The organism is Nocardia sp. CY15, from assembly GCF_009829295.1.
In the GTDB taxonomy this organism is placed as follows: domain Bacteria; phylum Actinomycetota; class Actinomycetes; order Mycobacteriales; family Mycobacteriaceae; genus Nocardia; species Nocardia sputi.
Genome location: NZ_VUOT01000004.1, coordinates 300,077 through 313,500, shown reverse-complemented (window position 1 = coordinate 313,500; position 13,424 = coordinate 300,077). Strand labels below are relative to the sequence as shown.

Annotated in this window: 16 protein-coding genes and 2 tRNA genes; 11 read left to right on the top strand and 7 right to left on the bottom strand. The window is 65.8% G+C overall.

Annotation, left to right across the window (positions count from 1 at the left end; genetic code table 11):
• Positions 1–195 precede the first annotated feature (195 nt).
• The 3 genes from GVY39_RS09190 to GVY39_RS09180 all read right to left on the bottom strand — a co-directional run bounded on the left by GVY39_RS09190 (position 196) and on the right by GVY39_RS09180 (position 1,237).
• On the bottom strand, positions 196–564 hold the full coding sequence (locus GVY39_RS09190) for a VOC family protein (RefSeq protein ID WP_159922212.1): 369 nt from the start codon (positions 562–564) through the stop codon (positions 196–198).
• A gap of 2 nt (positions 565–566) precedes the next feature.
• Complete coding sequence (locus GVY39_RS09185; RefSeq protein ID WP_159922214.1) at positions 567–962, bottom strand: VOC family protein; 396 nt, start codon at positions 960–962, stop codon at positions 567–569.
• A gap of 202 nt (positions 963–1,164) precedes the next feature.
• A tRNA-Ala gene (locus GVY39_RS09180) sits at positions 1,165–1,237 on the bottom strand.
• A 93-nt stretch (positions 1,238–1,330) separates the two neighbouring features.
• Between GVY39_RS09180 and GVY39_RS09175 the strand changes: the two genes are divergently transcribed.
• Entirely contained in the window at positions 1,331–1,486 is a 156-nt protein-coding gene (locus tag GVY39_RS09175; protein ID WP_159922216.1) for a hypothetical protein, read from the top strand.
• Between the two features lie 19 nt (positions 1,487–1,505).
• On the opposite strand, the gene GVY39_RS09170 is transcribed toward GVY39_RS09175, so the two are convergent.
• Positions 1,506–2,168: a TetR/AcrR family transcriptional regulator gene (locus GVY39_RS09170; RefSeq protein ID WP_159922218.1), complete on the bottom strand. Its 663-nt coding sequence runs from the start codon at positions 2,166–2,168 to the stop codon at positions 1,506–1,508.
• A gap of 132 nt (positions 2,169–2,300) precedes the next feature.
• Between GVY39_RS09170 and GVY39_RS09165 the strand changes: the two genes are divergently transcribed.
• From GVY39_RS09165 to GVY39_RS09130, 7 genes are all read left to right on the top strand, one after another.
• The gene (locus GVY39_RS09165; protein WP_159922220.1) at positions 2,301–3,434 is read left to right on the top strand and encodes a VOC family protein; all 1,134 of its coding nucleotides are present in this window, start codon (positions 2,301–2,303) and stop codon (positions 3,432–3,434) included.
• Entirely contained in the window at positions 3,431–4,366 is a 936-nt protein-coding gene (locus tag GVY39_RS09160) for a fumarylacetoacetate hydrolase family protein (protein WP_159922222.1), read from the top strand. The genes GVY39_RS09165 and GVY39_RS09160 overlap by 4 nt, the downstream gene beginning before the upstream one ends.
• A gap of 93 nt (positions 4,367–4,459) precedes the next feature.
• Positions 4,460–5,992: a bifunctional 3-(3-hydroxy-phenyl)propionate/3-hydroxycinnamic acid hydroxylase gene (locus GVY39_RS09155; protein WP_159922224.1), complete on the top strand. Its 1,533-nt coding sequence runs from the start codon at positions 4,460–4,462 to the stop codon at positions 5,990–5,992.
• 245 nt (positions 5,993–6,237) lie between these two features.
• Positions 6,238–6,310: transfer RNA gene (locus tag GVY39_RS09150), tRNA-Ala, on the top strand.
• A gap of 206 nt (positions 6,311–6,516) precedes the next feature.
• Positions 6,517–7,242, top strand: coding sequence for a ParA family protein (locus GVY39_RS09145; RefSeq protein WP_159922226.1), 726 nt, complete (start codon positions 6,517–6,519; stop codon positions 7,240–7,242).
• Entirely contained in the window at positions 7,242–8,033 is a 792-nt protein-coding gene (locus tag GVY39_RS09140) for a hypothetical protein (RefSeq protein ID WP_159922228.1), read from the top strand. The genes GVY39_RS09145 and GVY39_RS09140 overlap by 1 nt, the downstream gene beginning before the upstream one ends.
• Before the next feature lie 698 nt (positions 8,034–8,731).
• Positions 8,732–9,208 (top strand): C40 family peptidase, encoded by a 477-nt coding sequence (locus GVY39_RS09130; RefSeq protein ID WP_159922522.1) that lies wholly within the window; start codon positions 8,732–8,734, stop codon positions 9,206–9,208.
• Between the two features lie 99 nt (positions 9,209–9,307).
• Here the strand turns inward: GVY39_RS09130 and GVY39_RS09125 are convergent, their stop codons facing one another.
• The 3 genes from GVY39_RS09125 to GVY39_RS09115 all read right to left on the bottom strand — a co-directional run bounded on the left by GVY39_RS09125 (position 9,308) and on the right by GVY39_RS09115 (position 10,805).
• Positions 9,308–9,556: a hypothetical protein gene (locus tag GVY39_RS09125; protein ID WP_159922230.1), complete on the bottom strand. Its 249-nt coding sequence runs from the start codon at positions 9,554–9,556 to the stop codon at positions 9,308–9,310.
• On the bottom strand, positions 9,553–9,858 hold the full coding sequence (locus GVY39_RS09120; protein WP_159922232.1) for a hypothetical protein: 306 nt from the start codon (positions 9,856–9,858) through the stop codon (positions 9,553–9,555). The genes GVY39_RS09125 and GVY39_RS09120 overlap by 4 nt, the downstream gene beginning before the upstream one ends.
• Before the next feature lie 242 nt (positions 9,859–10,100).
• Complete coding sequence (locus GVY39_RS09115; RefSeq protein ID WP_223519743.1) at positions 10,101–10,805, bottom strand: YoaK family protein; 705 nt, start codon at positions 10,803–10,805, stop codon at positions 10,101–10,103.
• A 236-nt stretch (positions 10,806–11,041) separates the two neighbouring features.
• On the opposite strand from GVY39_RS09115, the gene GVY39_RS09110 reads away from it, so the two are divergent.
• The 3 genes from GVY39_RS09110 to GVY39_RS09100 are packed head-to-tail and all read left to right on the top strand — an operon-like array spanning position 11,042 to position 13,288.
• Positions 11,042–11,818 (top strand): SDR family oxidoreductase, encoded by a 777-nt coding sequence (locus tag GVY39_RS09110; RefSeq protein WP_201295178.1) that lies wholly within the window; start codon positions 11,042–11,044, stop codon positions 11,816–11,818.
• A complete protein-coding gene (locus tag GVY39_RS09105; protein WP_159922234.1) occupies positions 11,815–12,357 on the top strand; it encodes a pyridoxamine 5'-phosphate oxidase family protein in 543 nt (180 codons plus the stop codon). The genes GVY39_RS09110 and GVY39_RS09105 overlap by 4 nt, the downstream gene beginning before the upstream one ends.
• Before the next feature lies 1 nt (position 12,358).
• Positions 12,359–13,288 carry an acyl-CoA dehydrogenase family protein gene (locus GVY39_RS09100; protein WP_159922236.1) on the top strand — a complete coding sequence of 310 codons (930 nt, stop codon included), beginning with the start codon at positions 12,359–12,361 and terminating at the stop codon, positions 13,286–13,288.
• The last annotated feature ends 136 nt before the right edge of the window (positions 13,289–13,424 follow it).

The following is a 13,424-nucleotide window of genomic DNA, read 5'->3' as shown; positions in this document are numbered from 1 at the left end:
CCAGAGTCGCTCGGCGAGCTGTTCGACCGCGCGACATGCTCCCGGTCATCCGCAGCAAGGTCTTCGGGTGAGCGGGGGCACGCCGCCTGCGGTCACGCTGCCGATCGGGGCGGCCGGCAGCGTGACCGCGCCGGCGGCCGCTGCCGGGCAGGATCTTTCGCAGCTGGATGCGGGACGTGCGCTTCGTCTGGTGGGTTACTGCTGGAGGACGGATAAGACGTTGCCCGCGGGGTCGGTGAACCAGGCGATCAGGGGACCACCTCCGCGGTGTATGCCTTTCTCGTCCTGTTCGGCGAACTCATAGCGCTCGAAACGGACATTGCGGCGGGTGAGCTCATCGACGGCAGCCTCGATGTCGGGGACCGGAAAGTTCAATACCGTGAACGTCGCGGGACTGTGATCGGGTTTCGGGTACACCAGCACCGTGCCCCCGCCGCCGAGGTGCAGCTGGAGCATCCCGTTCTCCTCGGAGACCCGTATCCCCAATGTATCGGTGTAGAAGGTCTTGGCCGCCTCGATATCGTTCACCGAAAACCCGCTGAACGCGCTGCTGTCGGCAAGCATCACTAGCCCCTCTCGGTCATCTCGGCCCGATGCTGCGGGCTCAGCTGGATAAGTTGGACGTAGTTCCCATCAGGGTCTATCGCGGTGGCGAACAGGCTGCCGTCGCGATCATCGAGCTCGGCCAGCCACCGCCCTCCGAGGTCGTCGATCCGCCCGGCTATCGCCCGCGCATCGTCCACGTCGACGTTCAGGATCAGGCGGCCCGGCTCGGGGTTCGTGGGCCCGATGTCGTCGCGGCTGTCGATCAGAACATAGAAACCGCCGAAGTCCAGGACATCGTAGCCAGGCTCGCCCGGCGTGCGGTCCACCTTCAGGTCGAACGCCGCCGCATACCAGTCACGCAGGCGGACCGGGTCGGTGCTGGACAACAACAAACTGCCGATCGTGGGTGTAGTCATATCGGTGCAGACGGCACGAGGCCGACGAACTCATCGGTGCGGACCGACGGTCCGCCCGTCCTCCGCTGACTCGCTATCCGGAGCATCGCAGAGGGGTGCCGATTCCGGAACACGTCGACGAGGCGGCGACGGTCGGCCCGCGTACGGGGAGGGCGGGAAACAAGAAGGCGAGTGCTCTCATGAGCACCCGCCTTCGATTGTGTGGAGCCTAGGGGAATCGAACCCCTAACCCCTGCCTTGCAAAGGCAGTGCTCTGCCAATTGAGCTAAGGCCCCGTCACGGCTTCCGACGTACAGACGCCTCGAAAACGGTACCTTCTCGCCGTTGACGTGGTCAAAACGGCAGGATGGCGCGGCCACAGGAGGGCAATGGCCGGTATACGAGAGCTGGCCCCGGTGGTCGACCCGTTTCAGGCCCGGTACCACCCGCGCTGGTTCGGTCGTTACGTTCCGGATCTCGACATCGAGGGCGCTGAACTGGAAAAAGAGTTCACCCGGAGTGGCGCAGGTAGCACGACTGTCTGACTGCTGAACGCCCGCGCGGTCAGGCGGCGTCGTCGCGCCGCGGCAGCGCGTCGAGGGACAGCAGGGGAAGCGAGCAGATCTCGCGCGCCTCGTCGGCGGGGACGCCGAACATCCGCAGCAGGTCCTGGGTGACCTGATCGGTGGCGGCCGCGTCGTCGCGCTCGGGCTGATCGTGCAGCAACTGGCCCAGGCACAGGGCGGCACCGGCCACTATCGTCATGGCCAATTCCGCGTCGCTCATCTGGAATCGGCCTGCGCGGGCCGCGGCCTCGATATCGCGACGAGCGCGCGGTGCGAGCCCTTTCTCGGAGGCGGTGAGGGCGAGTCCGTTGTTCAGCAGCACCTTGCTGAGGGTCGGGTTCTTCCGGTGCATGCGTCCGGTCAACCGGAAACTCTGCGCGAAAACTTCGGCCGGGTCATCGATGCCTTCGGTCAGGATGTCGAGGACGGCGCCGTGCTGGTCGAGCGCCTCCTCGACTGCCGCATGGAACAGCTCTTCCCGGCTCTGGAAGTGGTTGTAGAACGACCCCATGCCCACGTCGGCGGCTTGGGTGATCTCCAGGATCGGCGCGTTCAGTCTTCCGTTCGCGATGAACGACTGCGCCGCCGTCACGAGGGCGGCGCGGGTACGGGCTTTGCGGCGCTGCAAGCGGTTGGGCTCCGCACCGGTCTGATCGGTCATGCGCGCTCCTGTCCCTGTCGGTCGTCCGACCATGGTAGCCGCCGCGGCTCACTTATGACGAATTCATCAGAGCTTGTTGACTGAGTATCGAGTCGCATGTGACGATATCGTCATATATGGAGGGAGGGGTCGATGCTCGACCATCACGACCCACACACCGGATTGCACAGCGAGGACGGCGCGGTGGCGGGCGAACATCCGGGCCGAGCGCTCGATCCGATCGTGAAAGTGCACGATCTGGCGTGGCTGGAGTTCGAGAAGCCGGACCTGGCGCGCGCCGAGGTCTTCGCGCGCGCGTTCGGTTTCGCGACCTCGCTGCGCACGGCGGACGAACTGTACTTGCGCGGTACCGACCCGCAGTCTCCCTGCGTGGTGATTCGCCGGGGCATGCGCTCGCGGTTCATCGGCCCGGCCTTCCGCGCGGCCGACACCACCGACCTGCTCCGGCTGGCGAACGCCGGTGGAAGCAAGGTGGTGAACCTGCCGGAAAGCCTCGGCGGGTCGGCGATCGATCTGACCGACCCGACCGGATTGCGGGTGCGGGTTGTCGCCGACACCCACAAACTTCCCGCCCTCCCCGCGCAGACACCTCACACGCTCAACTTCGGACACGAGGTGGCTCGCGCGAATCGGACGCAGCGGCCGCCTCGCGAGCCGGCACGGGTGCAGCGGCTCGGGCATGTGGTGGTGCAGACCACCAAGTACCGCGAAACGCTGGATTGGTACCTGCGGCGTCTGGGGCTGATCGTCAGCGACTTCCTCTACTACCCGGACCAACGCGAGCGCGGTCCGGTGATGAGCTTCATCCGCTGCGATCGCGGCCGGACGCCGGCGGACCATCACACATTGGCGTTGGTGCTCGGGCCGGCGAACCGGTACGTGCATTCGGCCTACCAAGTCGCTGACCTGGATGCTCTGGCCGTGGGCGGCGAGTACCTGCGTGATCGCGGTTACCACCGGTCGTGGGGGATCGGCAGGCACATCCAGGGCAGCCAGATCTTCGACTACTGGCGTGATCCGGACGGGTTGCTGGTCGAGCACTTCAGCGACGGCGACATGTTCGACTGCACGGTGGAACCCGGGTGGGCACCGTTCACCGCCTCCGGGCTTGCGCAATGGGGGCCGCCGGCCAGCAGAGACTTCCTCGGCATAAGACCGGGCCGAGAATCCGTTCGCGAGCTGCGCGCGATGGTCGACGCGCTGCGCGAGGACAACGAATTCGATCTCCGCCGCTTGCGCGGCCTGTTGAAAGTAGCCGGCTCATGAGCATTTCCGTTCTCCGCACCGCCGACGCCTGGTGGGTGGCCACACCAGCGGGCGCCGCCGAGGTCGATACCGCCGCGACCACCACCGGGCAACTGTTGGCCGACCGTCCGGCGATCCGCGCGGCATCCGCGAGCAGCGAGGTCGTGCCGGTCGAGAGCCTGTCGCTGGTCTCGCCGGTGACCGCGCCGTGCCGGGTGGTCGCGCAGATGACGAATTTCGCCTCGCACGTCACCGATTCCGGCGGTGATCCGGAAAAGGTGCCGCTGACGTTCTTCCGCAAGACCTCGGGGTCGATCAGCGGCCCGCACGACGACGTCATCCGGCCCGCGCACGTGCGGCTGCTGGATTACGAGGTCGAGATCGGGCTGGTGTTCGGCCGCGAGATGCCGGTCGGATCGACGATCACAAGCGAGAACCTCGCCGACTACATCGCCGGTCTGGTCGTCACCAACGACATCTCCGCCCGCGACCTCCAGCTGCCGAAAACCCAGTTCTACGAGGCGAAGTCCTATCCGACATTCACCCCGGTCGGGCCCGCTCTGGTGCTGCTGGAGGCAGACGAACTGAAGCGGTTCACCGACCTGCGGTTGCGGTTGTGGGTCAACGGCGGGCTGCGGCAGGACATGACCGTCGCCGACATGATCTACCAGCCGCTGGAAACCCTGCGCGTGTTGACCGGTTTCCAGCGCATGGACGCCGGTGACCTGTTGCTCACCGGAACACCCGTCGGCACGGCGATCAGTGCACCGCCCAAGCCGGTCGAAATCATCGGCTCGCTGCTGCCGCCCGCGGTGAAGTGGAAGCTTTTCTTCAAAGGCCAGGCGAAGAATATGAAGTACCTGCACGACGGTGACGTCATCGAGGCAACGGTGTCCACCGACGACGGCGCCATCGACCTGGGCCGCCAGCGCACCACGGTGAGGCACCGGTGACCGAGAACGTGCCGACCCTGGACCCGCTGTGGCCACTATCGTGACTCGCCTCGTCACCGTCGTGTCTCTCGAGACGCTGTTCGGAACCGCCCGATGAGCGTTCCGGTCGTGATCGTCGGAGCCGGGCCGACCGGGATCACCGCGGCTGTCCTGCTCGCCCGATACGGTGTCGAGTCGCTGGTGCTGGAACGGTGGGAAGGCATCTACCCGCAACCGCGCGCGGTTCACCTGGACGGGGAGATCCGCAGGGTCTTGGCGAGGATGGGCGTCGAGGAGGCATTCGACGCCATCTCCAGGCCCGCACTCGGCCTGCGCCTGCTCGACCGGAACCTGCGGGTGATGGCCGAATTCCATCGCGATCCGGCGGGCAGCAGCAACGGTTACCCGGACGCGAACATGTTCGACCAACCGGAGCTGGAGGGGATACTGCGGGCCGCCGCGCGTCGCCACCCGGCGGTGACTGTTCGAGGCGATGTCGAAGTCACCGCGGTGACCGTGGAAACCGACGGCGTCCGAGTCGAGTTCACCGATCGGACCACCGGCGCGACGGCGTCGGTTCACGCACGGTACGTATTGGGCTGCGACGGCGCCAACAGCGTGGTCCGCGCCGCCATCGGCGCCGAGATGCGGGATCTGAGTTTCGAGCAACGGTGGCTGGTCGTAGACGTGGCCACCACGGTCGAACTCGGCGCGTGGGACGGCGTACATCAGGTGTGCGATCCGGTCCGCGCCGCGACCTACATGCGCATCGGAAAGGCACGCCACCGTTGGGAGTTCCGGCTGCGTCCCGGTGAGACAGCGGCCCACTACGGCGAGATCGGTCGGATACACGCCCTGATCCGACCGTGGACCGGTGGCGTTCCGATCGAGGACCTCCAGTTGCTCCGAGTGGCCGAGTACACCTTCCGCGCCCAGCTCGCCGACCGCTGGCGGGCGGGACCGGTCTTCCTACTGGGCGACGCGGCTCATCTCACGCCACCCTTCATCGGTCAGGGCATGGGCGCCGGACTGCGCGACGCGGCCAACCTCACCTGGAAGCTGGCCGGAGTGCTCGCCGGAGACCTGCCCGAGCAGGTGCTGGACTCCTACGAGACCGAACGAAAACCGCACACCCGGACGATGATCCGGCTGGCCAAGGTCACCGGGATGGCCATGACCGACGGCGGTGAACTGGGCAACCTGGTGCGCCGACTCCTCGCTCCGCAACTGCGTCGCCTGCCTGGCTTCCACGCTCTGGTCGCCAGCGGGGAGACGCCGCCGCTGCGCCGATCCGAGCTCGTCACGCGGCCGCGTCTGGGTCGTGGCCGGGCGGGGCATCTGATTCCCAATGTGGTCCTGGACGACGGCCGTCGCTACGACGATGTGGCCGCGGGCCGCTATACGATCGTCACCACGATTCAGCCGTCGTCTTTGCAGCGCACCCGGATCATCGAACGCGGCGCGGCAGTGGTGGTCGCGAGTCCCGGAAGCGAACTGCGGCGCTGGCTGCGCCGAGGCGGTACCCGTGCCGCGCTCGTCCGGCCCGACGGCGCTGTCCAGTGCTGCGCCATGGACTTGGAGGCGCTCTGCGTAGTCATGCCTCGATTCGGCCCTGGTCGCGCCATAGAGGTGAACATGAATGACTGACGGCTCGATCATGGCTGACGAAATATTCATTCCGAGATCTCGAGGCAGATCGACGGAACGCCGTGTTCGAGCCGGGACTCCCGGCCTGAGACCCCTGGGCGGGCTCTCGGCAGCACAGTAGGGTGGAGACCATGAAAATTCTCCTCACCGCCGGTGTGGTGGTTCTGGTCCTCTTCGGCATCTCCAAGCTGCGCCGGCGTGGCGACGCGGACATGTGGCACGAGGTGACCACCCGCTGATCCCCCGGGGCCTTAGCTCAATTGGCAGAGCACTGCCTTTGCAAGGCAGGGGTTAGGGGTTCGATTCCCCTAGGCTCCACTGGAACGCTGCTTGATTACCGGTTCGGGATGCAAGCGGCAAGTGCGCTACCCGAAAACCGAATCAGCTGAAATTTTGTGTCCAATTGGACACAGAGCGGTGACGCCACAGTCGCTACCAGGCCGGGCAATCAGACGAAATCAGACGTTTCTGTGCCAAACTGGCCTCGCACAGTAATGCACTCCTCACCCTCCGGAGGACCGTCTATGACGAATTCTGTTGCGCCACTCGAATTGCCCGAACCCCTCGTCATCACGCTGGGGAATCTGAAGGGCGGTGTCGGCAAAACGACATCAGCGTTCTTCTTGGCGAGCTACTTCGCTTCGGTTCACGAACTGCGGGTGCTGGTGATCGACGCCGACCCGCTCAGCCAGACCGGATACTCCTGGTACCGCAGGCTGGTCAAGGGGGGCATCGAGGTGCCGTTCGACCTGGTTGCGTTCCCTTCCCGGCATGTCGACGACTGCATCACCGACAATGCCGCCGATTTCGACGTCATCATCGTGGACGCCGGGGGTGAGTCCGCCGAGATCTTCAAGGCCGCGATACCGAAAAGCGATGAGCTCTTGTTGTTGACGAGTGTGAGCCCATCCGAAGTCAAACGAGTCCCGAGTACATTCAAGGCCGCCGAGGAGGCGGCGGCGGGCAGTGACCGTGAAATCCGGGTGCGGGTGCTGATGACCAAAGTCCCGGTGATCATGAAGAAAGGCGTGAACGTCTCCACCGAATACCGGGCGCAGCGGGGGCACCTGGAGAGCGCGGGCTACGACGTATTCAACTCCTATTTGAGCGCTTGGAAATGGTATCGGGAGGCGGCCGATGGGGAGGTCGGTGAGGGCGCCGAGAATCCGATCGAGAATTTGGGGGAGTACCAGCAGGTGGGCGACGAGCTGGTGCGCTCGTACCGGGCACTGATGGAGGTGCCGGCCTGATGCCTCCACAACGCAGGAAAGCCTCTATCGGCGGCGCCAACCCGCTCTCCGACGGCGCCGAGCATACGCCACCGGTTTCGCCGCTGCGCGATGCCGAATGGCGACGGTCGAAGCCGGCCGTGAGCCCGAACGTCTTGACCATGCCGGTCCCCGATGCGGGCGACGGGCCGCTGAGCGACCGCGAGCGGGCACAGTTGACGGTGTGCGAGTCGTCGATCGATACGCTGCGCATCGCATTCTGGGCGGCAGGGCGCGCACTGCAGATCGTGCGTGACGGCCGGCTCTATCGCGACAGCCACGAGACGTTCGACGAGTACGTGGAACAGCGCTGGGATATGCAACGGTCCTACGCCCACAAGCTGATTCGCGCCTGGCCGCTGGCCGCTCGGTTGCATCCGATAGCGCCCGCGATCAACGAGGGACAAGTTCGCGAATTGCTACCGGTGGTGGCCGAGTACGGCGAAGACGCGGCGGTCACCGTGTACACCACCGTGGCCGCGGGCGCCGATGTCAAGGTCACCGCGGGAAAGCTGCGGCAAGCGGTCGCACTGCTTCCCGAACGCTATGACGAGCAAGAGGTGGTGGAGCGGCTGCGGGCGTGGTTGCGCGGTGAGTTGCCGGACGGCCAGAACGACCGCGCGGCAGACATCTTCACCGCCATGGAGTCTCGGCTCGCCGCGCTGACCAGACGCGTCGTCAAGGGCTCGAGCGGCGACCCCCGGGCCGCACGGGAATTCGCCGCGAAGCTCAGGACGATCGCGAAGCAGATCGAGGAACAGATCATTGTGTGATGCCGGTGAACCAGCGGTGGCCCCGCAGCGGGATGGATTCCCCTGTGGGGCCATTGCGTCGTGGCACAGAATTCCGGGAAGGAAAGTTCATATTCACGAATGACACGGTATGAACGAGTTATTGTTTCGTTATGAATTTATGGCGTGTTGTGCTTTGCGTGTTGTGCATGATGCCGAAAGGTGAATGCTCGGATCGGATCCGCTGGGACTGAAGAAGCACCGTGATGGTTTTCGAATCAATTCGAGGTCTTCGGTGAAGCCAATCGCGCCGCGAATCGCGGCGTCGTACGGCTCTCCGGAGAACGGCGATATGAGCATCGGAGGACCGCATCATGGCATCAAAGACCGACGTCCGATATACCCGCCTGCGACGTGCTGTTTACTGGGTACTCGCCGCCGGGGCGGCCGTACTGCTGGGCATGTTGTTCAACGCCGCGGAGGCATCCGCACAGCCGGTAACCATCCCGGGCGTGGGAACGATCGAACTTCCCGCCGAAATTCCGCTTCCCGAAGCGCCAGAAGAATTGCTGCGGCACAACGCAATACTTCCGGTCACCGATACGCCGGTGAAGGCCGCGATCTCGGGAATGGAGCACTCTGCCGCTATGACGGTCCCGGAAATAGAGATCGCTCCCGCGACTCTCGGCCCGGCGGTCGAATTCCCGGTCTCGGTGGTCGTTCCCGTGATCGAGCTGCATATGCCGACGGTCCTTCCGGCGATCGAAATTCCGCTGCTGGGCGTACTGCCGGAAATCGAGCTGCCCTTCCTCGCCGAGTTCCCGGAGATCATGCCCAGGGCGCCCACCCCGCCCGCGACGGTGGTACCGCAGAAGAGCGCCGGCGAGATGGCAGTCGACGCGGCGCTGACCAAACTCGGCTCCGACTACAGCTACGGCGCGGTCGGCCCCGACTCCTTCGATTGCTCGGGACTGGTGCAGTGGTCCTACGAGCAGGCCGGTATAGACCTGCCACGCACCAGCTACGACCAGCTCGCCGCCGGAACGCCGGTGCCGCTCGAAGACCTGCGGCCAGGCGATATGGTCTCCTACTACGGTGGAAGCCACTCCGCCCTCTACGCCGGCGACGGCAAAGTCATCCATGCGTCCACCTACGGCATAGGGGTGACCACCTCCCCCCTCTCCTCGATGCCGGTAACCGGCGCCCGCCGATTCTGAGACCAATCACCGACTCCGGCCATCACCGGTTCAGCAGCGACGAGCAAGCGGCCCCAGCCAAGCTCACCATCGCGCAGCCAGCGCAGATGCCGGCCCCCACTACGCAACCCGCGCACACGCCCGCGCAGACCACAACACGGCTCCTGCTTTGGTCGTAGACGCTCGAAGCAGCACGAAAAGCACCTCTCCCAGCACGCCCGCGGTAGCCAGCGCGGCGACAGATTTGGTCTCGGCATGCTTGACCAAGCCGATGACCAGCTCCAGGGCTCGCCAGGCAGCGTGAATGCGCTGATTGTCCCGGCCGACCAAGTGGGGCATCCTTCGCCAGTGCCGCGCGGTCCAGCTCATCCGGCAATCCCCCTCTTCCGCAGACGGTTCGCCAGTGTGGTGATCCGGTCGCGCCGGTCGATCTCACGCTGCGCCCGATCGTCCCGATCCGCTTCGTTGATCTTCTCGAACTCGTTGTGCAGCCAGCTTTCCGTGCGACGAGTATCGAGATCTTTCGCGGCGATGTCCTGACTTTCGCGCTTGCTCACGTACCGCTCATGCAGATTCGTTCCGGCCTGTGTCCGGCGGTAAACGCGTTCGTCATAGGCAGTCCTGCCGCTCAGCACCTTGGCCAAGGCAGGCAGGCAGAGCTGGTCGCCCACCCGGCAGACGAGTGCCTCATGAGCGCTCGGCTCGAGCAGTTCACCGATTTCCCGCGAACGCCTGTGAAATGTGCGTTTGCGTACGTCGTCGAGGTTGCGTTGCGCGACGATCGGAAAACGGCGGCTTCGGTTCGGCCAGGCTCTGGACCTCGGGCTCTAGCAAATTTCGTATTTCCGGGGTGGAAAGGTCCGGGATCGGGGGAGGCCGGTCAGGTCGGCGACCGCATGGCCGCGGCCTAGGCCTACTGCCTGAGGGGACCGTGCCGGTCCAGGTGCAAGTAGGTGTAACCGGTGACGAGCAGGCACACGACGGTCGCGGTGATCAGCATGGCCCAGCCTGCGACCAGCAGGCTCAGCAAGCCGCCGATCAGCGCGCCGAGCGCGAAACTCGCGTAGAGCAGGAAATACCCGAGCCAGTCCGCGTAGTCGCCGCCACTGATATGGCGTTCGATGCCCTGGCCCAGCTTGACCAGTGTCCCCGTGACATAACTCAGCGGCACCGACACCTCGCCGTTCTGCACGAACGACGTGTTGAGCGCTCCGACTCCGAAGGCGACGAACATGATCGGCAGCAGGCCGATCGGCTCGGTGGCCGTCTGGTACTCGAGTATGTCGATGACCGAGGCGAGCGCGAGGCAGACAGTGGTGAGCAGGGTGGCTCCGTGCGGGTGGCCGGACCAGTAGCGTCTGCGGCACCACGAGGCCACTACGACACCGGACAGGAACGAGGTCAGCAATCCGGCGGCAGCCAACGCCATGTCCGGCTCGTCATGGAAGTACCCGAGGACGGCCCGTTCGGTATTGCCCGTCATGAAGGTGACGAAGTAGCCGGCCGTGTGCATGAACGCCGCCGCACCGATCAACCCGGCGAGCGCGGCCAGCACCCAGGACAGTCTGGCCTCGGAGTCGAAAAGTGCCTGTTTACGAATTTCTTTCAGTTCCGGCACGGTCGAACTCCTTCCGGTGCGGCGATGCCTCAGTGAACCAGGCCCCTGAGAGGAATACGCCCACGCAGCGCCGAGGGTTGCTCATTGATCGCCGGTACTTCGAACGCGTGCGGTCGCCGGTTGGTTCCCGCGTGGTAACCGAGTGACTTGGAAGTGCCGTCTTCCCTGGTCCGCCCCGGTGACGCAAGATCATGTCGGTTACGAAAAGTAACTGACCGAGAAAGGGATCTCCGATCGTGAACGCAGGAAAGAAGGCCGTGGTCACCGGCGGGACGCACGGCATGGGGCTGGCCATCGTCGAGGCATTGCTCGCCGAGGGGGTCGAGGTGGTGGCGACCGGGCGCAACGAGCACACGCTCGAGCAAGCTCGGGCCAGACTGTCCGGCCGGGCTGCCCATGTCGTGCGGTCGGACGCGGCCAGCGCGACCGATATCGAGGCGCTGGGCGACCTCGTCGAACAGCGTCTCGGCAGCATCGACGCGCTGTTCGTCAACCACGGCACGGCCGAATTCCAGACGCTGGAACTCGCCACCGAGGAATCGTTCGACCGCCAATTCACCGTCAACACCAAGGGCGCGTTCTTCACCGTTCAACGACTGGCTCCACTCCTGGTCGCGGGTGGCTCGATCGTCTTCACCACCGTCGCCAACGACGTCGTGTTTCCCGGACTCAGCGCCTATTCCGGTTCGAAGGAAGCGCTGCGGGCGATCGCCCAGGTGCTGGCGGCCGAGTTGCTGCCGCGCCGGATCAGGGTGAACTCGGTGGCGCCGGGGTTCATCGAGACGCCGACGATGGGCGTGGTCGGGCTGACCGAGCAGCAGCGAGCCGAGTTCTTGGAACAAGGTGAGCGCAGTACGCCGTTACGGCGCAACGGAACCGTCGAGGAGGTCGCGAAGGCCGCGCTGTTCCTTGCTTTCGACGCCACATTCACTACCGGAGTCGAATTTCCCGTCGACGGCGGCTGGGGGCAGGGGCTCGGGGTGCCCGGGTCGGTAGCAGAGGCGGCGGCATGACGCAGAAGGTGGCGACGTTCGCGGAGATCGAGGCGGAATTCGACGCCTACGTCGGGCGCATCGTCTACGCGACCATGGTGACGGTGGACAAACGGAATCGGCCGCGCACCAGGGTGCTGATTCCCATCTGGGAAAACGTGGGCGGGCGCCCGCTCGGCTGGCTGGGGACCTACCGGACGCCGGTCAAGGAAGCTCACATCGCGAACAATCCGCATGTCAACTTCTCCTATTGGGCGCAGGGCACCAACAACTCGGTCGCGGTCGACGCAACCGCGCAGTGGGTGGATACTCCCGACATCCGGGAGCGGGTATGGGAGCTGTACCGCAAGACGAGTCCGCGCGGCGCGGGCTACGACCTGGGACAGTTCTGGCGGTCGCCGAACGATCCCCAATTGCAGATCCTGCGCTTGGAGCCGTGGCGCATCCAGGTGATCCGCGGCATGGATCTGCGGAGCCGAATCTGGCAGGCGCCCCCGGATAGCGGCGGAGACGCTCGGCCGGGCCCGCCCCGAGGAGTCGCTGCTCGGTTACCGTGCTGAGGTGGATACTCTGCTCGACTTCCTGCTGACCGAGCCGGTGGCGGCGGCGCCGCTGGACGATGTCGCCGCGGCGTGGACGCGACATCGCGTGGCGGCGAACAGATTCGACCAGCCGGTGGAGGTGGCGGTCGCGGGCGGCTTCGGGGCCGACCGGCTGGGGTTCGCTTTCCTGTCCGGCTATCAGGAGGCGCTGCGGACGCTGATTCCCCAGCTGCCGGATGACGAGCTGGTGACGATGTGCGCGACCGAGGAGGGCGGCGCTCATCCCGCCGCGATCCAGACCACGCTCACCGAGCGAGATGGCCTCTGGCTGGTCGACGGCGCGAAGTCGTTCGCGACCATGGGCACGTTCGCGCGACAGCTGGTGGTGATCGCCAGCGTCGGCGCGGGGTCCGACGGGCGAAACCTACTGCGCGCGTGCATGATCGACGCTCGAGCAGCCGGGGTGTGCTTGACCGATCGCGCCGCTCTCCCTTTCGCGCCCGAGGTTCCACACGCCTCGGTCGTGCTGAGCGGCGTACCCGCGCGAGTACTGCCCGGCGACGGATATCTGGACTACCTCAAACCGTTCCGCACGATCGAGGACATCCATGTGCTCGCCGCCACTCTGGGCTGGTTGACGCGAGTCGCCCGAGCGTCGGACTGGCCGCGGGCGAGCAGGCAACGACTGCTGACCGCCGTGGCCGCCGTGCGCGGACTGGACATCGCCGCGCCGAGTTCTCCGGGCGTTCACATCGCGCTCGGCGGCGTCTTCGAGTTGTTCGGTGGACTGCTGGCGGAACTCGATCCGTTGTGGGAATCCGCGGACCCGGTGACACGTCGGAGGTGGGAGCGCGACCGGCCACTGCTCGCCACCGCCGGGCGCGTGCGCGGGCAACGGCTCAGCGCCGCGTGGCAGGCGGTGGAACCAGACGTCGATCAGCCGGAATAAGCGTCCGAACCGGCCCGGAAATGGGGAGCGGGCCTCGGCGAAGGGGGGGAGTTAGCCGAGGCCCGCGTAGGGTCGGCCCGGGGGGGAGGGGCCGACTTGAACGATGCTACTCGATGATCCGCGATTGTGTGTGCGC